22 protein-coding genes are annotated in these 22,938 nt (G+C 63.9%); 10 read left to right on the top strand and 12 right to left on the bottom strand.

Annotated elements, in window-relative coordinates; translation table 11 throughout:
• The first annotated feature begins 88 nt into the window (after positions 1–88).
• The gene (locus tag QD280_RS07570) at positions 89–682 is read left to right on the top strand and encodes a hypothetical protein (RefSeq protein WP_052384509.1); all 594 of its coding nucleotides are present in this window, start codon (positions 89–91) and stop codon (positions 680–682) included.
• A gap of 63 nt (positions 683–745) precedes the next feature.
• The gene (locus QD280_RS07565; protein ID WP_279838826.1) at positions 746–1,462 is read left to right on the top strand and encodes an SCO family protein; all 717 of its coding nucleotides are present in this window, start codon (positions 746–748) and stop codon (positions 1,460–1,462) included.
• 538 nt (positions 1,463–2,000) lie between these two features.
• On the opposite strand, the gene QD280_RS07560 is transcribed toward QD280_RS07565, so the two are convergent.
• Together QD280_RS07560 and QD280_RS07555 are read right to left on the bottom strand one after the other, a co-directional pair.
• On the bottom strand, positions 2,001–2,708 hold the full coding sequence (locus tag QD280_RS07560) for an FKBP-type peptidyl-prolyl cis-trans isomerase (protein WP_043333314.1): 708 nt from the start codon (positions 2,706–2,708) through the stop codon (positions 2,001–2,003).
• A 139-nt stretch (positions 2,709–2,847) separates the two neighbouring features.
• A complete protein-coding gene (locus QD280_RS07555) occupies positions 2,848–3,453 on the bottom strand; it encodes a TIGR02444 family protein (RefSeq protein ID WP_160317873.1) in 606 nt (201 codons plus the stop codon).
• 231 nt (positions 3,454–3,684) lie between these two features.
• Here QD280_RS07555 and QD280_RS07550 point away from each other — a divergent pair, with 231 nt between their 5' ends.
• Positions 3,685–5,619 carry an ATP-binding cassette domain-containing protein gene (locus QD280_RS07550; RefSeq protein WP_107335718.1) on the top strand — a complete coding sequence of 645 codons (1,935 nt, stop codon included), beginning with the start codon at positions 3,685–3,687 and terminating at the stop codon, positions 5,617–5,619.
• A 3-nt stretch (positions 5,620–5,622) separates the two neighbouring features.
• Positions 5,623–6,387: a pseudouridine synthase gene (locus tag QD280_RS07545; RefSeq protein WP_279838825.1), complete on the top strand. Its 765-nt coding sequence runs from the start codon at positions 5,623–5,625 to the stop codon at positions 6,385–6,387.
• 121 nt (positions 6,388–6,508) lie between these two features.
• Here QD280_RS07545 and QD280_RS07540 read toward each other — a convergent pair whose 3' ends face one another.
• Together QD280_RS07540 and QD280_RS07535 are read right to left on the bottom strand one after the other, a co-directional pair.
• Positions 6,509–7,741: a patatin-like phospholipase family protein gene (locus QD280_RS07540; protein WP_192839066.1), complete on the bottom strand. Its 1,233-nt coding sequence runs from the start codon at positions 7,739–7,741 to the stop codon at positions 6,509–6,511.
• A 354-nt stretch (positions 7,742–8,095) separates the two neighbouring features.
• A complete protein-coding gene (locus QD280_RS07535) occupies positions 8,096–8,527 on the bottom strand; it encodes a DedA family protein (RefSeq protein WP_279838944.1) in 432 nt (143 codons plus the stop codon).
• A 143-nt stretch (positions 8,528–8,670) separates the two neighbouring features.
• Between QD280_RS07535 and thiD the strand changes: the two genes are divergently transcribed.
• Both thiD and QD280_RS07525 read left to right on the top strand, forming a co-directional pair.
• Positions 8,671–9,471, top strand: coding sequence for a bifunctional hydroxymethylpyrimidine kinase/phosphomethylpyrimidine kinase (gene thiD / locus QD280_RS07530; protein ID WP_043333319.1), 801 nt, complete (start codon positions 8,671–8,673; stop codon positions 9,469–9,471).
• Between the two features lie 92 nt (positions 9,472–9,563).
• Complete coding sequence (locus QD280_RS07525; RefSeq protein ID WP_279838824.1) at positions 9,564–10,247, top strand: chalcone isomerase family protein; 684 nt, start codon at positions 9,564–9,566, stop codon at positions 10,245–10,247.
• Between the two features lie 252 nt (positions 10,248–10,499).
• On the opposite strand, the gene dctP is transcribed toward QD280_RS07525, so the two are convergent.
• Entirely contained in the window at positions 10,500–11,591 is a 1,092-nt protein-coding gene (dctP, locus tag QD280_RS07520; RefSeq protein WP_234368071.1) for a TRAP transporter substrate-binding protein DctP, read from the bottom strand.
• Between the two features lie 482 nt (positions 11,592–12,073).
• Between dctP and QD280_RS07515 the strand changes: the two genes are divergently transcribed.
• The 3 genes from QD280_RS07515 (at position 12,074) to dtd (ending at position 14,679) form a co-directional block, all read left to right on the top strand.
• Entirely contained in the window at positions 12,074–12,736 is a 663-nt protein-coding gene (locus QD280_RS07515; protein WP_159055814.1) for a TRAP transporter small permease, read from the top strand.
• 78 nt (positions 12,737–12,814) lie between these two features.
• Positions 12,815–14,089: a TRAP transporter large permease gene (locus tag QD280_RS07510; RefSeq protein ID WP_054556427.1), complete on the top strand. Its 1,275-nt coding sequence runs from the start codon at positions 12,815–12,817 to the stop codon at positions 14,087–14,089.
• Positions 14,090–14,229: 140 nt separating this feature from the next.
• The gene (dtd, locus tag QD280_RS07505) at positions 14,230–14,679 is read left to right on the top strand and encodes a D-aminoacyl-tRNA deacylase (protein ID WP_279838823.1); all 450 of its coding nucleotides are present in this window, start codon (positions 14,230–14,232) and stop codon (positions 14,677–14,679) included.
• A 99-nt stretch (positions 14,680–14,778) separates the two neighbouring features.
• Here dtd and QD280_RS07500 read toward each other — a convergent pair whose 3' ends face one another.
• The 6 genes from QD280_RS07500 to QD280_RS07475 form a co-directional block, all read right to left on the bottom strand.
• Positions 14,779–15,825: a TRAP transporter substrate-binding protein gene (locus tag QD280_RS07500; protein ID WP_279834210.1), complete on the bottom strand. Its 1,047-nt coding sequence runs from the start codon at positions 15,823–15,825 to the stop codon at positions 14,779–14,781.
• 280 nt (positions 15,826–16,105) lie between these two features.
• Positions 16,106–17,512: a TRAP transporter large permease subunit gene (locus QD280_RS07495; RefSeq protein ID WP_054556429.1), complete on the bottom strand. Its 1,407-nt coding sequence runs from the start codon at positions 17,510–17,512 to the stop codon at positions 16,106–16,108.
• The gene (locus QD280_RS07490; RefSeq protein WP_043333327.1) at positions 17,512–18,081 is read right to left on the bottom strand and encodes a TRAP transporter small permease subunit; all 570 of its coding nucleotides are present in this window, start codon (positions 18,079–18,081) and stop codon (positions 17,512–17,514) included. Before QD280_RS07490 ends, QD280_RS07495 begins: the two co-directional genes overlap by 1 nt.
• Positions 18,082–18,760: 679 nt before the next feature.
• Positions 18,761–19,498: an endonuclease/exonuclease/phosphatase family protein gene (locus QD280_RS07485; RefSeq protein WP_225996620.1), complete on the bottom strand. Its 738-nt coding sequence runs from the start codon at positions 19,496–19,498 to the stop codon at positions 18,761–18,763.
• 92 nt (positions 19,499–19,590) lie between these two features.
• Positions 19,591–20,235, bottom strand: a complete 645-nt coding sequence (locus QD280_RS07480; RefSeq protein ID WP_043333328.1) for a thiol:disulfide interchange protein DsbA/DsbL — start codon at positions 20,233–20,235, stop codon at positions 19,591–19,593.
• Between the two features lie 277 nt (positions 20,236–20,512).
• The gene (locus tag QD280_RS07475) at positions 20,513–21,172 is read right to left on the bottom strand and encodes a c-type cytochrome (RefSeq protein ID WP_347881955.1); all 660 of its coding nucleotides are present in this window, start codon (positions 21,170–21,172) and stop codon (positions 20,513–20,515) included.
• A 398-nt stretch (positions 21,173–21,570) separates the two neighbouring features.
• Between QD280_RS07475 and yihA the strand changes: the two genes are divergently transcribed.
• The gene (yihA, locus tag QD280_RS07470; RefSeq protein WP_054556430.1) at positions 21,571–22,260 is read left to right on the top strand and encodes a ribosome biogenesis GTP-binding protein YihA/YsxC; all 690 of its coding nucleotides are present in this window, start codon (positions 21,571–21,573) and stop codon (positions 22,258–22,260) included.
• 143 nt (positions 22,261–22,403) lie between these two features.
• Here yihA and QD280_RS07465 read toward each other — a convergent pair whose 3' ends face one another.
• Positions 22,404–22,814 carry a hypothetical protein gene (locus tag QD280_RS07465; protein ID WP_192839073.1) on the bottom strand — a complete coding sequence of 137 codons (411 nt, stop codon included), beginning with the start codon at positions 22,812–22,814 and terminating at the stop codon, positions 22,404–22,406.
• Between the last annotated feature and the right edge of the window lie 124 nt (positions 22,815–22,938).

Below are 22,938 nucleotides of genomic sequence, written 5' to 3'. Positions count from 1 at the left end.
AGCGCAGACCATTCCCATCACGTCACTTTCTTTCCCATTCGGGGCGCCTTGCCTGTCGATGCGCTGCCGGACCGTTGCCGGAACTGCCATGTATCGCGTAGAAGAAGACAATGCCCGCCCGCGGCTGCTCAATCTGCTGATCATCGTCACGCTGATCACCATCGTGGTCTCGCTGTATTACCTGATCGACTATTACCTGGTACGCGATGGCAGCAACGGCAAGGTGACCTGGTTTGCGCCCAATCAGTCCTGCGAGCTCAATCATGCCCCCTGTACTGCCGAGCTGGGCCGCTTCGGGCGTATTACCCTGGCGCTGGAGGGCGATATCAGTCCGCTGACGCCGCTGGGCATTCGCGTGATGACGGAAGGCGTCTCACCGGAGGGGGTCGAGGTGGACTTCATCGGCCGCCACATGGACATGGGCGTGAAGCGCAGCGTGCTGAACACCACCGATGCCCAGAGCCTCGAGCGCCAGCATTGGCAGGGGGAAGGGCAGCTGGGGTTCTGCAGCAGCGCGACCATGGCGTGGCGTGCGCAGGTGATCGTCACCACCGAGCGTGGCCGACTGGGCAGCTGGTTCGATTTCGATAGCCACCCGCAGGCCACCACGGCAGAGCAGCTCGAAAGCTCGGTCGATCAATTGTTTCGCAGTGATACCCGCCCGACGCATCAGGGCAGCTAGCCGCTGGCGCTGAGCCCGGCCGGCAGGGACGTCGTTTCAGGCAGAAGGCACCGGGAGGCAGGGATGGGCGCAGAGCGAAAGTCACAGGACGGGCAAGCAGGCACTCGCCGACAAGAGAGCCATCAGCTGGACAAGGGCGTCGCCAGACGCTGGTGGCTGCTGGGTGCCGTCGGCCTGGCGGCCGTGATCGGTGCCGGTGTCGCCTGGCAGCAGGCGCAGCGGGATCTGGCGCCGGTCGCGGGCATGCAGGCCTGGGCCAGTCTGGGCGGCCCCATCCAGCTCGAATCACAGCAGGGTGACTTCACGCTCGCGGAGGTGACGATGGGCGAGGCCGCAGACGCGCAGGCCACGCCGGTCGTCGCGCTCTACTTCGGCTATACCCAGTGCCCGGATGTCTGCCCGATGACGCTGGCGGCGCTGCGTCAGGTGATGTCTGAACTGCCACCCCAGGCGGCGGCGCGCGTGGTGCCGGTGATGGTGTCGCTGGACCCCGAGCGCGACACCCCTGCCCGGCTGGCCGAATACACCGGGCACTTCGGGCCGCGCTTTCAGGGCATCACCGGCAGTCAGGCGGCACTCGCCGATGTGGCGCAGCGCTATGGCGTCAGCTATCGGCGTGTCGAGGCACAGGACTCCGCGCTGGGTTACACCATCGATCATGGCGCCGCGCTCTATCTCGTCTCTGCCCAGGGGCGCATCTACGATCGCATTCCATTCACGCCGGGGCCCGCCGGTGTTCGCGCTGGCGTGACGCGCGTCCTGAGCGCGACCGCCGATTGAGCGCTGCGAGGCACTCGCTGAATGCGCCGCGTCTTGAGGCCTTTCTCAGGGGTGAAATACACATTGTCCACAAGTTGGCAAGCGCTCAAGGAAAATTTTGTGGATAATCATGACGCCTCGAACACGCAACGCAGTGCCGTCAAGTGCTGATTTATAAAGGCTAGTAAAAACAAACTGTTACGCGATATCGACTAAAAATATCAAGTCAGTGGTTGCTTTGCGTTCAACCAGCATCACTGCCGCGACAGGCCCCGGAAAGGCCGGTTGTCAACCTGTGGTCAATAGCTTCCCCACAGATTTATCCACAGGCTGGCGGCGTCCGCACCGGGCCTTCTGGAGGGGAGAATCAGCGGACATCAGCCATTGCCGTAGTGATGGCATGCACCGTTGTCCTGTGCGCAGCATGCGCTTGGATGAGCTTGCCACTGGCCCTCATCCGGCCTTGCCAGAAACGCAAAGAGCCGCCCGATGGGCGGCTCTTTCGTTGCTACCGGCAGCAGTGCTTGCCGGTTACCAGCAGGGGAGGCTCACGCCGCCATTACTGCTTGGCGTCGGCCTTGGTCACGTCGAGCAGCTCGACCTTGAAGGTCAGCGTCTCGTTCGGGCCGATCGGGCCGCCGGTGCCAGCCTTGCCGTAGGCAAGCTCGGCCGGGACGTAGAGCATCCAGGTGTCGCCGACGCTCATTTCCTGCAGTGCTTCCTGCCAGCCCTTGATGACCTGGTTGACCTTGAAGCTGACCGGCTCGCCACGCTGATAGGAGCTGTCGAAGACGGTGCCGTCCAGCAGCTTGCCTTCGTAGTTCACCTTGACGGTATCTTCAGCGGACGGGGTCGCGCCGTCACCGGATTCCAGCACCTTGTACTGCAGGCCGGAATCCAGTGTCTTCACGCCGTCCTTCTTGGCGTTGTCGGCGAGGAACTTGTCACCCTCTGCCTTGTTGTCGGTCGCTTCCTGCTCGACCATCTTCTTCTGCTCTTCCATCTTCTTCTGCTGGAAGCGGGAAAGCGAATCCGCGATTTCCTGGTCGCTCATCTTCATGTCGCCCTTGGCGTAGACATCACGAACGGCTTGAGTGAAGGCGTCGAGATCCAGATCGGTGATGTCCTGGGAAAGGCTCTTGCCCAGAGTTGCACCGATGCCATAGCTGAGCTGTGCCTGCTCGTCTGCGAGGCTGTCATCGGCGGCAAAGCTGAACGGGGTGACCAGGAGGGCGCCGAGCGCGACGGCACTGACCAGCTGTTTCATGAAAACTCCTTCAGGATGGAATGGGCCTGAGACGGGCCCGAAACACGCAATTGGCACCGAGGCGGCATGGCCTGCCTCGGGCACTAGTGTTACTCCGACTCTACCAGCCGCGTACAAGTTCCGCATCTCGCTGGCGTTGTCAGGCGCCGGCGGGCACGCGGGCCAGTGCCAGGCGGCGCAGGGCACGTGCCGACGGGTGGTCCCCCACGGCGAGCGTCGTCTTGCCGCTCAGCAGGGCCAGCGATTGCTGAAAGGCCTGCAGCGGGTCCGCGACATGCGCGAAGGGCGCCCGCAGGCCGGTCGCGCCTTCGGCTGACGACAGCGCAGGACTCAGCTCTTCCAGCTGGGCGAGGGTCTCCTGCTCGGCGGAAAGCTCGCAGGCCTTGAGCTGCTGATAGAGGCGTTCCAGGCGTTGCACCGCGGCCGGGTCCTGGGTCGCGGGCAGCGTCGTCAGCTCCTGCTTCAGCTGGCGGCGCCGCTCGCGCAGCATGCCGGTCATCCAGCCCTGCCAGTCGCGCACGTCTTCCAGCAGGCGAGTGGGCGAGGCGGCCAGGGCGATGCCGTGGGCGGACAGCCAGTGAATCCACAGCAGCTCGCAGACATCGAGGCCCGCCTCGTCCTGCAGCAGCAGGCAGGTACTCATCATGTCCGGCGTCGGCTGAGGGTTGCCCGCAGAGCCGACCTCGCCGGGCAGGGCATACAGAGACAGCGCGTAGTCCCACAATCCGATAGAATATGCGCCCATCAAGTCGGCCTCTTCGTGTGTCACGGATGATGTCTCTTCATGTGTCACGGATGATGTCTCTTCATGTGTCACGGATGATGTCTCTTCACGTGCCACCGATGATGTCTCTTCACGTGCCACCGATGATGTCTCTTCACGAGTCGCGCCCAGCAGCTTGCTGAGTCGTAGCGCTCGTGTCGGTGGCGGTGAACGGGAGCCCGACGTCCCCCGTATTTTCTGATCGAGGTTGTCATGATTGCACTGCGCCAGCTCGCCCTGCAACGCGGCGGAGCACCGCTGATCGACGAAGCGGACCTGACGCTGCATGCCGGTCACAAGGCCGGTATCGTCGGCCCCAACGGCGCCGGCAAGTCGAGCCTGTTCGGCCTGATCCTCGGCGAGCTGACGCCCGACAGCGGCACGGTATCGCTGGCCGGTGGCGTGCGTGTCGCGCACATGGCGCAGGAAATCGATGCGCTGGAGCGTCCGATCGTCGACTACGTCATGGACGGAGACCACGCGCTGCGCGAGACCGAGCGCGCCCTGGCGGCCGCCGAAGAGAGCGGTGAGCACCAGCGTCAGGCCGAGCTGCACGCCCATTTCGACACCCTCGATGGCTACACCGCGCGGGCACGTGCCGAGCAGCTGCTGGTCGGCCTCGGCTTCAGTCAGGCGCAGCTCAGTCAGCCGCTGGCGGCCTTCTCGGGTGGCTGGCGCATGCGTGCCAATCTGGCGCGTACCCTGTTCACGCCCTCTGACCTGCTGCTGCTGGATGAGCCGACCAACCACCTGGATCTCGATGCGCTGCTGTGGCTTGAGCAATGGCTGGCGCGTTATCCCGGCGCGCTGCTGCTGATCTCCCACGACCGCGACTTCCTCGATGCGGTGTGTGATCACATCATTCACTTCGATCGCCGCAAGCTGGTGGTCTACAAGGGCAACTACAGCCGCTTCGAGCGCACGCGTTCCGAGCGTCTGGTGCGTGAGCAGGTCGAGCACGAGAAGACCATGGCGCGGCGCGCCGAGATCGAGGATTTCGTGCGCCGCTTCAAGGCCAAGGCCACCAAGGCGCGTCAGGCCCAGAGTCGCATGAAGATGCTGGAGCGCATGGAAGAGACGGCGGCGGTCAAGGCCGATTCCCCGTTCCACTTCACCATCCCGTGCTCCGACAAGATCTCGCATCCGCTGCTGGGGCTGGACCGCGCGGTGATCGGCTATCCCGGTCAGCCGCCGCAGCTCTCCGGGGTGCGCTTCTCGCTGCTGCCGGGGCAGCGCATCGGCCTGCTCGGCCCCAACGGCGCCGGCAAGTCGACGCTGATCAAGGCGCTCACCGGCGAGCTTGCGCTGGTCGAGGGGCAGCGTACCGCCGGCGAGCATCTGGCCATCGGCTACTTCGCCCAGCATCAGGTGGACGGGCTCGACCTGTCCTCGACGCCCTTCAATCATGTGCTGCGCCTGTCACCGTCGGCGGGCGAGCTGGAGATCCGCACCTTCCTCGGCAGCTTCGGCTTCCACGGCGATGAGGTCTACGCCACGGTGGAGTCGTTCTCCGGTGGCGAGAAGGCGCGTCTGGCGCTGTCGCTGATCGCGTGGCAGAAGCCCAATCTACTGCTGCTGGATGAGCCGACCAACCACCTGGACCTCGACATGCGCGAGGCGCTCACCGATGCACTGGCGACCTTCGAGGGCACCGTGATTCTGGTCTCCCACGACCGCCACCTGCTGCGTGCCTGCGTCGATGAATTCTGGTGCATCGCCGATGGCCGCGTGACGCCCTTCGATGGTGATCTGGATGACTACCGTGCCTGGCTCAAGGCGCGGGTCGAGGGCGAGCGGCGGGAAGCGCGCGCCCAGAAGGATGCCGATGCAGGGACAGACAGCACGCGCACGCCGGACCGCAAGGAAGCGCGCCGTCAGGCGGCTGAACTGCGCGAGAAGCTGCGTCCGCTCAAGAAGGTCAGCGACAAGGCCGAGCAGAAGATGAGCAAGGCGCAGGGCGAGCTGGACAAGATCGAGGAAGCGCTGGGCGATGCCACGCTCTACGAGGCGGACCGCAAGGCGGAGCTGACCAAGCTGCTGGCCAGCCAGGGCGAGATCAAGAGTCGCCTCGATGAGGCCGAAGCCGAATGGTTCGAGGCTCAGGAAGCGCTGGAAGAGATGGAAGCTCAGCTCAAGGCGGCGGACTAGGCCATGCGGCTGGACCGCTGGCTGACACGTCAGCCACAGCTCAACCGTCGCCATGCGCTCTCGGCGCTGGCGGCGGGGCGCGTGCGGGTCAACGGCGCGACGATCAGTGACCCGCTGCATGAGGTCGGCCCCTTCGATGACATCCACCTGTCAGCGCCTGACGCGACCGTCTGCCTGCAGGTCGCGCGGCGTCCGCGTCATATCCTGCTCAACAAGCCCGCCGGGGTCGTGACGGCCTGTCATGACCCCGAACACCCCACCGTGATCGATGTGCTGCGTGACACGCTGAATGCACGCGGCGAGGACAGCGGCTGGCTGGCCGAGATCCACCATGTCGGGCGTCTCGACCGTGCGACGACCGGTGCCCTGCTGCTGACCAACGACGGCGATGTCTCGGCGCGCATCAGCGATGCGGGGCTCGAGGGGCCCGCCAAGCGCTATCGCATGGGGCTGGAGCGGCCCCTGACGGAGGCCGAACAGGAAAGCGCGATCGCACAGGTTCGCCAGGGGGTGCTGCTCGAACATGATCCGCGCCCGACACTGCCGGCCCAGCTTGCGTTTCTCACCGCGGACCAGGCACGCCTGACGCTGCACGAGGGCCGCCATCATCACGTCAAGCGACTGTGGCGCAGCCTGGGCAATCGCGTGGTGTGGCTGCACCGTGAGTCGGTGGCGGGCTTGAGTCTCGAGGGGCTGGCGCCGGGGGAGTGGCGCGAGCTTACCCGCGAGGAGTGTTCACGGCTGGGGGCCGCGCAGCTTCGCGGGTGAGGCCACCCGGCGGGTGGCGTCTTGCCGACACCGGGTTATCCACACCCGCCTGGCGCGGCGCCAGCGCGTGCCGGCTGCGATGGGGTGTGGATAGATCGTGCTGAATCGTCGTCAGCGCTGCTCAGCTGCCGGTCGCCTGACTGGGCAAATCCTCTGCCGTGATGCTCGCCTCATCATCGTCGCTGGAGCTTGCCTCCGGCGTCGACAGGCTGACCAGCTCGCCCTCGGCATTGCGCGTGAAGTTGCGCACGATGACCCCGATATCCTCCGGTAGCGGCGCAAACTGGCTGCAGCGGCTCAGCACTTCCTGCATGTCCTGATAGCCACTGTCGCGACGCGAGTCGATGGTCGCGCGCGAGAAGTCGATATCCTTCAGTGAGGTCTCGCCCGGGCGCGCCGAGGCCAGCAGGCGCACCACGTTGATCGAGGGCTGCTGGGTCATGGCGAGGATACGCTGGATCTTCGGCGACTGGCGCAGCTCCTCCGGCAGATGGTCGGCGAGATTCTCGATCCCCATGCGCAGCGCCTGATTCTCTTCCAGCAGATTGAGGTGCTCGCCGGCACGGCTGGAATACTGGATATCCTTCTCGCGCAGCTGCGCCTCCTGCAATGTCTCCGGCACCTTGCCATCGGCACTCCACAGGTCGATCACGTAGCAGTTGACCACCGTCTCGCCATGCGGACGCTCCGACAGCACCCAACTGACGGGCGTATTGGAGTACAGGCCGCCATCCCAATAGGCTTCGCCATCGACCCACACCGGCGGGAAGGCCGGTGGCAGGGCGCCGCTGGCCAGAATATGGCGGTGATCCAGCGCTTCATGCGAGGAATCGAAGTAGCGCAGCGCGCCGCTGCCGATATTCACCGCCCCGACCGATAGGCGAACGTTCTCCGGGTGGCGGGCATCCAGGCGCTCGAAGTCCACCAGCCGGTTGAGCGTGTCGCCCAGCGGCTCGGTGTCGTAGAGGCTGGGCGGCTCGCCGAAGAAGCTCTGCCAGATCGGTACCGTCCACAGCGGGCGCGGGCGGAAGAAGCCCGGAATGCCCCACAGCATGGCGGAGGTACGCGCGACACTGCGCTCCCACGGATGAAAGGCGGGCCCCATGCTGGCAGCGGGTTGGGCGATGCCATACCAGAATGACTCGAGGGCCTTGAGGCGCTCGCCCTCCGGATTGCCGGCGATCAGGGCACCATTGATGGCGCCGACCGAGGTGCCGACCACCCAGTCGGGCTGGATGCCGGCTTCGGCCAGCGCCTCGAAGATGCCGATCTGGTAGGCGCCGAGCGCACCACCGCCTTGCAGCACCAGAATATTGAGCGCATCGGCGCAGAAGTCGCAGGATGTATCACGCATGAAACCTTCTCCTCTCTAGCAGTGCAGCACTCCGCCGGGGAATGCCCGAGGTCAGGGGGACCGTCGCGAGCGTGACGCCATGTGATGGGGGAGGCGTGGGCTCGTGGAGGCGGCGCAAGGGTGACGAGGTGCATATCAAGGGCAGCGAAGCACCTGATCAAGGCAATGAGGCACTGGTGAAAAGCAATGAAAGTGCTTTTATTGTGCAGTGCAGCATGGCGCCTGTCAGCATAGCACGCATCCTCGCCTTGCGTGTCTGCGATCTCATTCAAGCGACTGTCTGAGGCAGCAGGGACAAAGACGAGGGTGAGGTTAGGAACAGGAACAGGAGCAGGAGCAGCAGCCGTGCGGCGGTCATTGGCACCAGGGCGTCAGCCACAGGTCGGCTGCCAGCAGCAGCAATGCATAGCGTCCGCCCTTGGCGATCACGATCAGGACGATGCTTTTCCACCACGCCAGCCGGAAGATACCTGCCAGCACCGTCAGCGGGTCGCCGATCAGCGGGGCCCAGCTCAGCAGCAGGCTCCAGGCGCCGAAGCGGCGATACCACAGGGTGCCGCGCGCCAATGCGCGCCGCGAGACCGGAAACCAGCGCCGTGTGCGCAGACGACGGGCGCCACGCCCCAGGGCGACGTTGATCAGGCTGCCGAGCGTGTTGCCCAGCGTCGCCGCGATCCATAGCGCCCAGGGCGCGTGCCCCTGGCACCACAGCCCCGCGAAGGCCGCCTCCGATCCGCCGGGCAGCAGGGTGGCGCTGGCCAGCGAGATCACGGCGAGCGAGATCAATGCCGGCAATGACAGTAGGGCCACTTCATTCATATCACTTTCTTCTGTTTTTCACGGTGGCAGGGCGCTGGGGGTGGCTTTCTTCCCACCTCAGCTCGGGTATGCTGTTGGCACGTCAAAGCCATATTTCGGGAGCTTCCTGCATGCATATTCCGTGCGTCCTGACGATAGCGGGCTCAGACCCCTCCGGGGGAGCCGGCATTCAGGCGGACCTCAAGACATTCTCTGCGCTGGGCGCCTACGGGGCCAGCGTGATCACGGCGCTGACGGCGCAGAATACCTGCGGTGTGCGCAGCGTGGAGGCGGTCTCGCGGGAATTCATCGCCGCACAGCTGGACGCCGTGCTGGATGATCTCGATATCCGCGCCGCCAAGATCGGCATGGTGGCCGATCCGCTGGTGGTGGAAATGCTTGCCGACCGCCTTCAGCAGCGTCGCCCGCGCTGGGTCGTGCTCGACCCGGTGCTGGTCGCCAAGAGTGGCGATGCGCTGGTCAATGATGCTGCCATCCAGTCGGTGGCCGAGCACCTGGTGCCGCTGGCCGACATCATCACGCCCAACCTGCATGAAGCCGCGGTGCTGCTGGGCGAGCGGCGCCTGATCGGGCGCTCCGACATGCCCGAGGTCGCCCGCGAGCTGCGTGCCCGAGGCGCGAAGGCGGTGTTGATCAAGGGCGGGGCGCTTGAGGGGCAGGCCTGTGATGACCTGCTGGTCAGCGATGCCGGCGAGCAATGGCTGTGCGCGCCGCGTATCGAGACCGACAATCTGCACGGCACCGGCTGCTCGATGTCTTCCGCCATCACGGCGCGACTGGCGAACGGTCTGCCGTTGCCGCAGGCGGTGGTCGAGGCGCGCGAATGGCTGCTGGGCGCGCTGCGCGCCTCCGACCAGCTCAACGTCGGCAAGGGCCGTGGGCCGGTGCATCATTTCCACGCCCTGTGGTAAGCCAGCCAGAGCCAGGCCTGTGAAACCCAGTCTGCAGGAGTGATGAACCCCGCAAGCTCCCCTTTATCACTGCCAGACAACGAGTAGATGCCATGCCTATATCGCCGCTGTATCGCTTGTCCGTGTCAGCTGTCCGTGGCGCCGCTTGCAGCCTGAACGCCGCCTGTCATGCCGTCAGCCTGCCGGTGGCGAGTGCGTCGCGCTGGCTGGCCGCGGGCGTGATGGGGGCGTTGCTTGCCACCACCAGCCCGGCGGCGCTCGCCGTCGAGATCAAGGGGGTGACCTTCGCGGATCAGGTGACCACACAGTCCGGCCAGCCGCTGACGCTGATCGGCAGTGGGCTCTTCACCTACCTGCTGTGGGACGCCTATGTCGGCGCCTATTATCAGGATGCGCGTCGCCCGCGCCCGGCGCCGCTCAAGGATGTCTCGCGTCGCCTGGTGCTGGAGTACTTCCATGCCATCGATGCCGAGGATTTCGCCAAGGCGACCACCAAGGGCGTACGCAAGAACCTGGCAGCGGCGGATTTCGCGGTGATCGAGCCTGAATTGACGCGCTTCAATCGCGCCTATCAGGACGTCGTGCCGGGGGATCGCTATGCGCTGCAATGGCTGTCCGCCGGTGGCGGCAGCGGCAGCGGCACGCTGTCGCTGGTGCTGAACGGGCAGGTCATCTTCGAAAGCGATTCACTGGCGCTGGCCAACGGCCTGTTCGCGATCTGGCTGGGCGATGAACCGGCCCAGCAGGATTTCCGTACCCAGCTGCTGGGGCAGTAGCGCGCGCTCTCCATCTGGCCCCTCTCTAGCTTATCTAGCCTATCTGGCCCATCTGTCGCGGCATCGCCATCGTCTTGCACCTCTGTCGCGCCTCTATCGAGACACCACGAAAAACGCCCCTGCCGGGAGTCCCGGCAGGGGCGTTTTTTCATGCTCGCCTTTCTATCTTTCTAACATTCCAACTTTCTATCTTTCCATCACTCTTTCGATCCTTGCTATCTCCCTGGTGGGGCTGACGCGCCTGCCTGGGGCTTACTTGCCTTCGGCAGCCTTGATGTCGGCCTGCAGGGTGTCGAGGATCTTGCTGCCGCGCTCACCGGATTGCTCACGATAGACTTCCCAGCCCTTCTCGCCGACCGGGCGGAAGGCTTCGCGCTGCTCATCGGTCAGCGTGATGATCTCGATGTCACTGTCTTCCTTGATCTTCTCCAGGCGGTCGGCGTTGTACTCCTCCTGCTTCTCGAAGATGTACGGACGCATCTCGTTGGTGACCTTGTCGAGCATCTGCTGCTGCTCGTCATCCAGACCGGAATAGAAGTCACTGGAGGCCACCAGCGTGGTGATGAACTGCGCCTGCTTGGCCTGGATCATGTAGTCCTGAACTTCGTAGAAGCTCATTTCCTGGATGGCGAAAACCGGGTTCACCTGGCCGTCGATCTGGCCCAGCTGCAGGCCGGAGTAGACCTCGGAATAGGGCATCGGCGTCGGGTTGGCACCGTAGCCGCGATAGCTCTCGACCAGAATCGGCGAGGTCATGGTGCGGATCTTGAAGCCTTCCATGTCCTCGGGTGTCTTGATGTCACGGTTGCCGGTCCACACCATCCAGCCTTCCGGAATCACGCCCAGCAGCTGGAGATTCTGCTCGGTGTAGGCCTCGGACAGCATGTCGATGGCCTTGGAGTTGCCGAGTACCTCTTCATTGACGGCATTGTCGTCGGAGAACAGGAAGTGCAGCGTGAAGACGCCCGACTCCGGAATCACCGAGGCCAGGTGACCCGGTGAGGCAAAGGTCAGCTGGATGGCATCGCTCTGCACCAGTTCGGTGAGCTGTGAGGAGGTACCCAGTGCACCGTAGGGGTAGATCTCGACATCGATGTCACCACCGGAAGCCTCTTCGATGCGCTTCTTGAATTCCTGGGCGTAGGCATCCTGAACACTGCCGGAGACCTCCTCCAGCGCGAAACGCCAGGTGTCCGCCTGCACGCCCGCGGAGGCCAGCGCCGCCATGCCCAGGCCGGACGCGAGGGCGCCTCCCTTGATGAACGCGGCGAGACGAGAAAGGGGAACAGGAGTCCTGGACGTCTCGCGATTCTGCTCGGGTGACGGGTTCCATTGCATCGTCATCTTGTTCTCCTTGTGTGATTTCCATCAGCGTCGGGCGGCTCTGGGCATACCCGGCGTGCAACTTGCATCATTTAGATAATATTGCCATTCTTAATATAATAAAAAAATTACCAAATTGGATAGTATGATTAGAATTTATTATGAATAAGCTGAGCCTGTGCGCATGAGTCTCTGGTACTCGAGCTCTGGTGCTTGAGCTCTGGTGCTCGAGGATCTGTCCGTCGCTCGCCAGAGCTTCGCGCTCGGTCTTCACGATCGGCCCCGGCGCCAGACCGACATGCCGCGCGTCGGCCGCATACTGATTTCAAGCGCCGCTAATAAAGCTAGAACAAGAGTAGCCAAAGTGAAAATCACGGCGGCGCCGCGGAAAATTTCAATGGATCGTACTGGCAAATGCAGGCCGTCTGGCGCAAACCACTGCGCTCATGACGTCTGATAGAAAGCCTATCTGGCAGGATGCCACATCAACAGGAAGCCGCTTCATGAACTCGCCCCCCTCCAAGTCTCCCTCCGCTGACGAGACCCGCCCCGCCCCGGCCGAGACGAATGGCGCTCAGGACCCCCTTGCACATCTGCCTGCGCCGCTGCGCCGTCTGGCCGCCTGGTTCGAACGTGGTGACCAGGGCCTGGCGCATGTCGAGCGCTGGTTGATCGCCCTGTGCGTGCTGGGCATGGCGACGGCCAGCATCGCCAATGTCATCGGGCGCAACGTCTTCAACTACAGCCTGCCGTTCACCGAAGAGCTGATGCAGATCCTGCAGCTGTGGCTGACCTTCCTCGGCATCAGTTACGGCGCGCGCGCCGGGCGCCATATCCGCGTGACGGCGCTGCTGGACTTCATGCCGCCGTGGTTGCGCAAGGTGCTGCTGATCGCCGGACAGGTCATCACCTGTGCCTTGCTGGCCTACCTCGCCTGGCTGGCGGTGGATTATCTGCAGAGCCTGGCCAAGTCCGGGCGTGTCACGCCGTCGCTGCGCTGGTCGCTGGCGGCGCTCTATGCCGTGGTCCCGCTGGGGCTGGCGCTCGGGGCGCTCCAGTACCTGATGGCGATTCTGCGCAATCTGCTGGCGCAGGGCGCCTGGCTGTCATGGCGTACGGCGGAGATGGACGAGAACGAGGAAGTCGACGGCAGTGGCGCGCTCTAGCCACTGCGTCGGGAATGTCTTCTCGATGTCTCGATAGACGATTGATCACACTTCATTGACCCAGGGACGGAAGCTGCGATGTGGATTCTGCTCGTGATGGTGGGGCTGCTGTTGCTTGGGGTACCCATGATGGTGCCATTGAGCGTCGGCACCTTTTTCTTGTTGTTCAGCGATTTTCCCTTCCTCAAGCCGGAGCTGGTGATCCAGCAGATGATCGGTGGCCTGCAGCCGGTGGTACTGACGGCGGTGCCGATGTTCATTCTGGCGGCCGATATCATGCTCAAGGGCTCCACTGCCCAGCGCCTGCTGGATCTGGTCGAGCGCTTCGTCGGCCACTGGCGCGGCGGCCTGCCGGTGACCACCGCGCTGGGCTGCACCCTGTTCGGCGCGGTGTCCGGCTCCACCCAGGCCACGGTGGTGGCGATGGGGCGCCCGCTGCGCCCGCGGCTGCTGGAAGCCGGTTACAGTGACAAGTTCACCATCGCGTTGATCATCAATGCCTCCGATATCGCGCTGCTGATCCCGCCCTCCATCGGCATGATCATCTATGGCGTCGCGACCGGTACCTCTGTGGGTGACCTGTTCATCGCCGGTATCGGCCCGGGGCTGATGATCCTGGTGCTGTTCTCGCTCTACTGCATGTGGAAGTCGTGGAAGCTGGGCATCGCCCCGCAGCCCAAGGCGGACTGGCCCGCACGCCTCAAGGCCTTGAAGCGCGCCAGCCTGCCGGCGGGCTTCCCGGTGATCATCATCGGCGGCATCTACTCGGGCATGTTCTCGCCGACGGAGGCCGCCACGGTCTCGGTGATCTACGCGCTGATTCTCGAGATGCTGATCTATCGCGGCGTGACCCTGAAGGACCTTCCCAGTGTGGCCTTCTCCACGGGGCTGATCACCGCGGTGGTGTTCATCCTGGTAGCGGCGGGGGCGGGCTTCTCGTGGATGATCTCCTTCGCCAAGATTCCGGATGCCATCCTCGGCGGCTACATCCCCTACCTGTCGGAGCATGCGCTGGCGCTCTTGGCGGTGATCGCGGCGGCCTACTTCGTCGGTTGCATGTTCGTGGACCCCATCGTGGTGATCCTGATTCTGGCACCGGTGTTTGCGCCGGCAGTCGATGCCGCCGGACTGGACCCGGTGCTGGTCGGTACCCTGGTCACCCTGCAGGCGGCGATAGGTTCGGCGACTCCGCCCTTCGGCTGCGACATCTTCACGGCGGTGGCGGTGTTCCGAAAACCGTACATGGAGGTCATCCGGGGGACGCCGCCCTTCATTGCCCTGCTGTTGCTGGCGACGGTGCTGCTGATGCTGTTCCCGCAGATCGCGCTGTTCCTGCCCAGCCTCGCCAACTAGCAGCTCGCCAACTGGCAGCTCGCCCAATCGAGTAACACCTGTCGCGCCCCGCAGGCTCAGTCTGCGGGGCGTTCGCGTCTGGTATGCTCCCGAACACGAAATGTCATGAACATCATCCATCTCTTGAAGGAGCAAGCGGCATGCGAGCATTGATCCAGCGCGTCACACGGGCGGAAGTCGTGGTCGAGGACGAGAGCGTCGGCGCCATCGAGGGCGGTCTGCTGGTACTGGTGGGCGTCGAGAAGGGCGATGATGAGGCGCGTGCCGACAAGCTGCTGCACAAGCTGCTGCATTACCGGGTCTTCGCTGACGAGAACGACAAGATGAACCTCAATGTCCAGCAGGCGGGAGGCAGTCTGCTGCTGGTCTCGCAGTTCACGCTGGCGGCGGACACCGGCAGCGGCATGCGCCCCAGCTTTTCCTCGGCGGCGCCACCGGCGGAGGGCGAGCGGCTGTTCGCCTATCTGGTCGACAAGGCGCGTGAGCACGGGCGAGAACTGGGGGTGGGAATCGAGACCGGACGCTTCGGTGCCAACATGCAGGTCTCGCTGCTCAATGACGGGCCGGTGACCTTCCTGCTCGAGAGCTGATCGCGCAGACCCAAAAAAGCCGCCCCCGAGGGGGCGGCTGCAAGCATTGGATGACAAGACTGCGCCGTCTCGCGGGAGCGCGGCGCAGGTAACGCAGTCTTACTGCACGCCTTCCGGGTTGCGTGCGTTCAGGTAGGCCTGCTCAGAGACCTCATGCCACTTCTCGACCTTGCCTTCGAAGGTGGTGTAGGACTCGTAGATGCGGCCTGCCAGCTCATTGGAGTCGCCGAGTTTCTTGACCACTTCGCCGGACAGCTCACGCGCCTTGTCGAGCACGTCCTGCGGGTAGCGGCGCAGCTCGACCTTGTGCTCGTTGAGCAGTGTCTCGAGGGCGTCGTTGTTGCGCGCGGTGTACTCGTCGAGCATGTCCTGGTTCACGTCACGTACCGCGGAACGCAGGATGGCCTGCAGGTCCTTGGGCAGCTCGGCCATGGCGTCGTCATTGACGATGGCCTCGAAGGTGACGGTCGGCTCGTGCCAGCCCGGATAGTAGTAATACTTGGCGGCCTGATAGAGACCGAAGGCCAGGTCGTTGTACGGACCGATCCACTCGGTGGCATCGATGGCCCCGGACTGCAGCGAGGTGAAGATCTCGCCGCCCGGCATGCTGACCGTCGCCACGCCCATCTGCTGCATGACATCGCCACCCAGACCCGGGATACGCATCTTCAGACCATCGAGGTCGGCGACCGAGTTGATCTCCTTGTTGAACCAGCCGCCCATCTGCACGCCCGAGGCGCCGCCCGCCATGACTTCGACGCCGAACTTGTCGTAGACCTCGTTCCACAGCTCCAGACCGCCGCCGTAATGCAGCCAGGCGTTCATTTCCTGCGCGGTCATGCCGAAGGGCACGGCGGCGAAGAACTGGGCTTCCGGCGCCTTGCCTTTCCAGTAGTAGGAAGCCGAGTGACCGATCTGCGCGGTACCGGAAGATACGGAGTCGAGGACCTCGAAGCCCGGGACCAGCTGGCCTGCGCCATAGACCTTGATCTTGAGACGGCCGTCGGACATCTCATCGACCAGACGTGCAAGGCGTTCCGGCCCCTGGCCCACCCCCGGGAAGTTCTTCGGCCACGAGGTGACCATCTTCCAGGTGAAGGTATCTGCGGCGTTGGCGACGGCCGGCAGGGTGCCCATGGCGGTCATGGTGCCGACGGCGATGCCGAAGGCGAGTTTGTTGAGTTGCATGGCATGCTCCTTGAAGTGCCCGATTGTTGTTGTGCACCGGTCATGAACTGGCGCTGGGCAAGAGGTGGGCCGCGAACGACCCCCGGATATGATGCATCTGCATGAGCCGACTGGCGGCTCTCCCATCAGCTGGCGGGGCAGGCCCCGCCAATTCAGTTGCTGGTCTGTCTTTGTTCTGTCCGTGTTCTGTATTTGTTCTGTCCGTGCTCTGTCCTTGTGCTGTCTCGTCAGTCGTGGCCTAGAACTGGGCCGGCAGCCAGGTCGCCAGCCCCGGGAAGGCGGCCAGGGCGCCCAGCATGCACAGCTGGATCAGGATGAACGGCACGACACCCTTGTAGATCTGGCTGGTGCTGACTTCCTTGGGCGCCACGCCGCGCAGGTAGAACAGCGCGAACCCGAAGGGCGGCGTCAGGAAGGAGGTCTGCAGGTTGATGGCGATCATGATGCCCAGCCAGATCGGATCGAGGCCCATGGCCAGCAGCACCGGACCGACGATCGGCACCACCACGAAGGTGATCTCGATGAAGTCGAGGATGAAGCCGAGCAGGAAGATCACCAGCATCACCACCAGGGTGGCACCGATGACGCCGCCGGGCATGTTCTCGAAGATCTCGGTGACGACCTCTTCGCCGCCGAAGCCGCGGAACACCAGCGAGAACAGCGCCGCACCGATCAGGATCAGGAACACCATCGAGGTGACATTGGTGGTGGAGCGCACCACTTCCGTCAGGGTCTTCAGGCTCAGCTTGCGGTTGGCGAGGGCCAGCATCAGCGCACCGAATGCACCCACGGCAGAGGCTTCGGTCGGGGTCGCGAGACCGCCGAGAATCGAGCCGAGCACACAGACGATCAGCACGATCGGCGGCACCAGCCCCTTCATCAGCAGCCAGAAGATGCTGCCGGTATGCCCCAGCTCTTCCATCAGCGCATCACGATCGACGGCCGGCGCCTTCTCCGGCTTCAGCCAGGCGACCATGGCGATGTAGACGATATAGGCGAGCACCAGGATCAGGCCCGGAATCAGCGCGCCGATGAACAGGTCACCCACCGAGACGGTCTTCGGGCTCCAGATACCCATCGACAGCTGCGCCTGCTGATAGGCGGAAGACAGCACGTCGCCCAGCAGAACCAGCGCGATGGATGGGGGGATGATTTGCCCTAGGGTGCCGGTGGCACAGATGGCGCCGGTGGCCAGTGACGGGTCATAACCGCGCTTGAGCATGGTCGGCAGTGACAGCAGGCCCATGGTGACGACGGTCGCGCCGACGATACCGGTGGAGGCGGCCAGCAGCATGCCGACGATGGTCACGGAAATCCCCAGCCCGCCACGCAGCGAGCCGAACATCAGTGCCATGGCGTCGAGCAGCGTCTCGGCGACCTTGGACTTCTCCAGCAGCACGCCCATCAACACGAACAATGGCACGGCAAGCAGGGTCTGGTTGGTCATGGTGCCGTAGAGGCGGTTGGGCATCGCGGACAGGAAGCTGGCATCGAATACGCCCTGGGTAATGCCCAGCGCATCCAGCCCCATGCCGAGTCCGGCGAAGGCAAGCGCGGTACCGGCCAGTGACAGCGCCACCGGATAGCCCAGCATCAAGACGATACAGATACACACGAACAGCAGCAGTGGCATGATCTCGAGCATTACACCAGCTCCTCATCGTGGTCAGGGGTGTCATCGCTCGCATGCGGAGAGGGCAGGCGGCCCATCAGGAACAGCAGATGGCGGCCGGCTTCCGCCACGCCTTGCAGCATCATCAGGATGGCGATGGCCGGAATCAGGGTCTTGAGCAGGTAGACGCCCGGCAGGCCGCCGGATTCGGGCGAGGCTTCCTTGATGCCCCAGGAATCGCCCACGTAACCGAGGCTGGAGAGCAGGATGAAGGTCATCACCGGGAACAGCAGGAACAGGGTGCCGCCGAGATCGACCCACGACTTACCGCGGTGCGACATGCGCTGATAGAAGATATCCACCCGCACATGGCCGTCGTGCTTGAGCGTGTAGCTGGCGGCGAGCAGGAAGACGGCCGCGTGCATGTACATCACGGATTCCTGCATGGGGATGCTGTTGATGTTGAAGGCGTAGCGCAGCATCACGATGGTGAATTCGACCAGCATCATGATGACGACCAGCCAGGACACGCAGCGTCCCAGCCCCTCGGTCATGCGGTCGAGCCCTGTGAGCCAGCCGGGGGTAGAGGCATTGGCAGACATGGAGTCCCCTTGGCCTGCGGGTAGCAGGTGATGATTGTTGGTGTTGTTGTTGCTTTGCCGACAGCGTCTGCTGTGTCTTTGCCAAGCGCTTGTGTTGCAAGCGCTTGTGTTGCAAGCGATTGCTGGCAAGGTCGCCAATTCAGATGTTGCTCATGTTGTGGTCAGTCGCGGTGTCCAGCAAGCCGTGATGGCATCGCTTTGAACAACGCTATTCCACGCTTCATCCCTGTAAGTGACGTCGCTCGGATACGGCATGCCATCAGTCATCGCTAAGTCAACGATTAATCCACGTCATTGGCAGACAAAGAGTAGCGAGCGGCGCCGCAACAACAAATGGATCATTGGTCTGACAGGCGGTTTTTGTCTTTGCTTACAGTGAGATAGGCGAAAAAATACCGTCAGGCAGGCAAGGAAACGGGCAAGTAAGGGCGCGGCAGATCGCGTCATGCGCATCCAACAGCCCGCAAGCGATGCGCCGCAGACGCGGCGGCAGGGGTGAGCATCATGGCGCAGACAGCTGCCGGCAAGCCGTAGCTGAGGGAAGCCTGGGTCGGGAGAGTCAGGCGGGAAAGCCAGGTGGGAGAGCCAGGTGGGAGAGCCAGGCAGCAGAGGGGCGATATGCGAGGGATCGATATCCGAGGGGCAGGCGTCAGAGATGCCTATGCAAGAGAGACAGGCGTCAGGCGAGCCCGATCGCCTTGCGGCATGCGGCTGGCAGATGGACTTCTACCGCAAGCGGCAGATGGTCGGAGAACAGGTGCGACAGCGTGGTCGGGTGGCTCAAGCGCAGCGTCGAGGAGACCAGGATATGGTCGAGCCCACGGCGTGGCTGCCAGGCCGGGTAGCTGTTGATGGCCTTGCTGGGGCGGGAGTCGAGTGCCTCGCTGAACGCCTTGTGCTGACGAAGCTGGGCCAGCGTGCAATTGAGGTCGCCCATCACGATGACATGCTTGAGGGGCGCGATCAGCTCGCCGAGGTACTGCAGCTGACGATGCTGGATACGGGCACCGAGTGCCAGGTGGGTCACGAAGACATGCAGGGCGTGTTCGCCTTCGCCGAAGCGGGCATGGATGGCTCCGCGTCCCGGCAGCGTACCGGGCAGACTGTGCTCTTCGAGATGGCTGATCGGCAGGCGCGACAGCAGGCCGTTGCTGTGCTGAGCCAGGCGGCCCAGATTGCGATTGAGCTGCTGATAGCGATGCGGGAATTCGGCCGTTTCGGCCAGTGAATCGACCTGATTGACGTTGCCGGAGCGGAAACTGCCACCGTCCACTTCCTGCAGCCCGACGATATCGTAGGGCGTGATGGCGGCGGCGATCAGCTCCAGACGCTTGCGGCGCATCGGGTGTGGCAGCACATGCTGCCAACCGCGGGTGACGTAGTGATGCCACGCCGCGGTATGGATACCGACCTGCATGTTGAAGGTCAGCAGACGCAGGGGAGGTGCCGTCTCGTCGAGTCCGGCACCTCCCGCGGCGCTGGCGGCCACTGGGTCAGCAGCCGCTGCCATCAAGCGGCGTCCTTGCTGCCGGCTTTCTCTTCACGTACCTGCTCGACCAGCTCGTCGGTGATCTTGAGCATGTTCTGCAGTGAGCCAGCCGTGCTCGGCGAGATGACATAGCGGCCATCCACGATCAGTGCCGGTACGCCCATGATCTTGTAGGCGCGCATCTGGGCGTGGGCCTGATTGACCTGGCTCTTCACGCCGAAGGAGGTCAGAGACTTCTTGGCGTCTTCTTCGCTGACGCCGTAGTCGCTGTAGAACTTGGCGATATCATCCGGATCGGTCAGACGCTGGTGGTCCTGATGGATGGCATCGAAGAAGGCCTTGTGGGTCTCGTCGAGGATGCCCAGGTCCTTGGCGGCATAGAAGGCATAGGCGTGCTTGACCCAGTCCTGCCCCATGGTGGCCGGCAGACGGTTGAAGGTCACGTCACTCGGCAGCTCGTCGACCCACGGCTCGAGGCTGGATTCCAGCTTGTAGCAGTGCGGGCAGCCATACCAGAACGCTTCGACCACTTCGACATTGCCCGCCGGCGCGTCGGTCTTCACCGGCTCGTCGAGTACCTGGTAGTCCTTGCCAGCTTCAGCGGCGAACACGCTTGCTGACAGGCCAAGGCCCGCCACCAGAGTCAGTAGGGGTTTCCACTTCATGGAACATCTCCATCGGATTGAGGCATGCCCGGGCATGATACCCGGCAACATTAGTGATGCATCGAGTATGCGTGTCAGCCACCACTGCTGTCGAGACTGCCGGGCGGGACACGGCGGATCACTGTCGGGCCAGCCTAGCGTGACAAGGTTGACCGTTGGATGAACGCCGTTCGATCACGCGCCGTACAAGGCGTCGCTCGATCACGCCCCGTGAATGGCGTGCTGGTGCCGGTCGTCATCAAGTCAGTCATACGCGACAACCGGCTGAACGGATGCCTCAGCGCAGGCCGTGGAGATATTCGGCCACCTGCTGCATGTCGCTGTCACTCATGCGCGCGGCGATGCTGCTCATGATGGCGTTCGGGTCGTTGTCGCGGCTGCCGTCGCGGAAGGCCTTGAGCGCCGTCACGGTATAGGCGGGGAATTGCCCGGCCAGCGCCGGATAGCCTGCCGAGTCGATGCCTTCACCACGCGGACCATGACAGGCTGTGCAGGCCGCGATGCCGCGCTCGAGCGAGCCGGCCCGATACAGCACCTCGCCTGCACGGGCCGCCTCTGGCTCGGCCTGGCCGCGATTGGCGGGCTGCGCGGCGTAATGGGCCGCGATATCGGCGATGTCCTGATCGCTCAGGTTGTCGGCGATACCGGCCATCTGCGGCACCGAGCGGCGACCATCCCGGATGTCGGCCGTCTGCTTGCGCAGGTAGTGGGCCTGCTGGCCAGCAAGATGGGGGAAGGCCGGCGTCGGCGAGATGCCCTGGGCGCCATGACAGGCAGCACAGACGGCAGCCTTGGCCTTGCCTGCCGCGGCATCGCCGACCAGCGACTCGGCGGCGGCCCCCGTCGGCAAGGTGGCGGCCAGCGTCGTGGCAGCAAGTGCCAGCAGCAGGCGCAAGGGGCGCTCGGGGGTCTGCCTTGGTCTCATCAGCTCATCCATTTCACTGGTCCCTGTTTCACGAAGAGGCCCGTTCGGGGCTTGTATCATCCGGCGTGGATGGTGGCCTCTGTCATTTCCCCGGTGCCCGCGCCGTGCTGCGCGCGGTGAGAAGTGCACCCCACTCTCGCAGCCCGTGAGAGCGGGGTGGTACACTAGGCCTCATGATCGCCATGCTGACCTTGCAGGCAGTATAGCGAATCCCCTCAGGGCGCGTGAGCGTGCCTGTCGCCAGTCGTGTCATCGCAGTAATCCAGAGCATCTTCCCGCTGTCGTCGGCAAGTTGCAGCGCCGATGGCAGGGCATGCGGCACTCTTTTTCGTTACACCGGTCGTTTCTTCTGCTCTCTCGTGATGTCGCGCGGGCGAGACGTCCGCCTTCAACAGGTATTCAGAACTCCCATGGCCGAATCAGCTCCTTCGACCCCCAAGCTCCATTATCGTCAGGCGCGCTTCCTGATCAGTGCCGCGACTCTGGCCCAGTGCCCGACGGACGTGGGTGCCGAAGTGGCCTTCGCGGGTCGCTCCAATGCCGGCAAGTCCAGCGCCATCAATGCGCTGACCTCGCAGAAGGCGTTGGCCCGTACCTCCAAGACCCCCGGCCGCACCCAGCTGATCAACTATTTCACCATCGGTGAAACGGGCCGCCATCTGGTCGATCTGCCCGGCTATGGCTATGCCAAGGTGCCGGACAAGGTGAAGCGCGAGTGGCAGTCACATCTGTCCAACTACCTGCGCAACCGCCAGTCGCTGCGGGGCCTGGTGCTGCTGATGGATGTGCGCCATCCGCTGTCCGAATTCGACCAGATGATGCTGGGCTGGGCCGATGAGGCCAAGATGCCGGTGCATATCCTGCTGACCAAGGCGGACAAGCTGAAGCGCGGGCCTGCTGCGGCAAGCCTGCAGAAAGTGCGTCACGCGCTCAAGGAGTGGGAAGACCTGGTCACCGTGCAGCTGTTCTCGTCGCTGAAGTACTCTGGTGTCGAGCAGGTGCATGCCAAGCTCGACGAGTGGCTGGCGGACCCGTCGGTGATGGACGGCGTGGAAGAGATGGCAGGCGATGAGGCACCGCAGGACCCCTTCGACGACTGACTGAAGGTGTAAGGCGATTTGGGGCGAATCCTCGAACTACGCCACCTTGCATGACGAAACGGCCACCCCTCGGGGTGGCCGTTTGCGTTACGACAGGCGCGCTATCACTCACATCTGCACTGCTGCCCTTCCCCAAGGCCCACTCACATGAACAGGCTGCGCGGCGCGCTGCTGATGGGGTCAAGGCGGGTCAGGGAGCTCGTCTCCCTGGGCGCCGAGAGAATATGCGGCACCTTTGCCGCGGGCTCGACGACTTCTGGCATCGTCACGGCCTCGCTGGGGACGAGCAGGCTGCGCATGGCCTCCTGTGGTGAGGCTGCCGGGGCCTCCTGCACGCCGGATTGCAGCGTCGCGAGGCTGGCACGCCCACTGTAGACCGCCACGATGACCAGCAACGCGGATGCCAGCACGATGGCGACGCCTTTCAGCAGGGCGCGGCTGGTCTGACGCGAGGGCGTCATGATCGGCGCGCGTTGCTCGCCTTCACCATGCAGGGGCGGCCTCTGGGGAGAGGAAGATGACACACGGTAGCGCGGGAGTGAGTGGGTGCTCATGCTGGCCTCTCCTTTTGAGGTCGAGGTGGCAGGCATCTCCCAGCGCAGATTCAGGAACCCCAGACAGGGTTCAATATCGACGACGCTGAGAAACTTGTACATGAAATATGGTTGAGGCGTCATT

Origin of the sequence: Cobetia sp. 1AS1 (genome assembly GCF_029846435.1) — a bacterium.
GTDB classification, from domain to species: Bacteria; Pseudomonadota; Gammaproteobacteria; order Pseudomonadales; family Halomonadaceae; genus Cobetia; species Cobetia amphilecti.
This window is presented reverse-complemented; position numbering and strand designations above follow the sequence as displayed.

Excerpts from the sequence above, each read along its gene's own strand:
- QD280_RS07570 (WP_052384509.1), top strand. The coding sequence starts at position 89 with ATGTATCGCGTAGAAGAAGACAATGCCCGCCCGCGGCTGCTCAATCTG.
- QD280_RS07565 (WP_279838826.1), top strand. The coding sequence starts at position 746 with ATGGGCGCAGAGCGAAAGTCACAGGACGGGCAAGCAGGCACTCGCCGA.
- QD280_RS07560 (WP_043333314.1), bottom strand. The coding sequence starts at position 2,708 with ATGAAACAGCTGGTCAGTGCCGTCGCGCTCGGCGCCCTCCTGGTCACC.
- QD280_RS07555 (WP_160317873.1), bottom strand. The coding sequence starts at position 3,453 with ATGGGCGCATATTCTATCGGATTGTGGGACTACGCGCTGTCTCTGTAT.
- QD280_RS07550 (WP_107335718.1), top strand. The coding sequence starts at position 3,685 with ATGATTGCACTGCGCCAGCTCGCCCTGCAACGCGGCGGAGCACCGCTG.
- QD280_RS07545 (WP_279838825.1), top strand. The coding sequence starts at position 5,623 with ATGCGGCTGGACCGCTGGCTGACACGTCAGCCACAGCTCAACCGTCGC.
- QD280_RS07540 (WP_192839066.1), bottom strand. The coding sequence starts at position 7,741 with ATGCGTGATACATCCTGCGACTTCTGCGCCGATGCGCTCAATATTCTG.
- thiD (WP_043333319.1), top strand. The coding sequence starts at position 8,671 with ATGCATATTCCGTGCGTCCTGACGATAGCGGGCTCAGACCCCTCCGGG.
- QD280_RS07525 (WP_279838824.1), top strand. The coding sequence starts at position 9,564 with ATGCCTATATCGCCGCTGTATCGCTTGTCCGTGTCAGCTGTCCGTGGC.
- dctP (WP_234368071.1), bottom strand. The coding sequence starts at position 11,591 with ATGACGATGCAATGGAACCCGTCACCCGAGCAGAATCGCGAGACGTCC.
- QD280_RS07515 (WP_159055814.1), top strand. The coding sequence starts at position 12,074 with ATGAACTCGCCCCCCTCCAAGTCTCCCTCCGCTGACGAGACCCGCCCC.
- QD280_RS07510 (WP_054556427.1), top strand. The coding sequence starts at position 12,815 with ATGTGGATTCTGCTCGTGATGGTGGGGCTGCTGTTGCTTGGGGTACCC.
- dtd (WP_279838823.1), top strand. The coding sequence starts at position 14,230 with ATGCGAGCATTGATCCAGCGCGTCACACGGGCGGAAGTCGTGGTCGAG.
- QD280_RS07500 (WP_279834210.1), bottom strand. The coding sequence starts at position 15,825 with ATGACCGCCATGGGCACCCTGCCGGCCGTCGCCAACGCCGCAGATACC.
- QD280_RS07495 (WP_054556429.1), bottom strand. The coding sequence starts at position 17,512 with ATGCTCGAGATCATGCCACTGCTGCTGTTCGTGTGTATCTGTATCGTC.
- QD280_RS07490 (WP_043333327.1), bottom strand. The coding sequence starts at position 18,081 with ATGTCTGCCAATGCCTCTACCCCCGGCTGGCTCACAGGGCTCGACCGC.
- QD280_RS07485 (WP_225996620.1), bottom strand. The coding sequence starts at position 19,498 with ATGCAGGTCGGTATCCATACCGCGGCGTGGCATCACTACGTCACCCGC.
- QD280_RS07480 (WP_043333328.1), bottom strand. The coding sequence starts at position 20,235 with ATGAAGTGGAAACCCCTACTGACTCTGGTGGCGGGCCTTGGCCTGTCA.
- QD280_RS07475 (WP_347881955.1), bottom strand. The coding sequence starts at position 21,172 with ATGGATGAGCTGATGAGACCAAGGCAGACCCCCGAGCGCCCCTTGCGC.
- yihA (WP_054556430.1), top strand. The coding sequence starts at position 21,571 with ATGGCCGAATCAGCTCCTTCGACCCCCAAGCTCCATTATCGTCAGGCG.
- QD280_RS07465 (WP_192839073.1), bottom strand. The coding sequence starts at position 22,814 with ATGAGCACCCACTCACTCCCGCGCTACCGTGTGTCATCTTCCTCTCCC.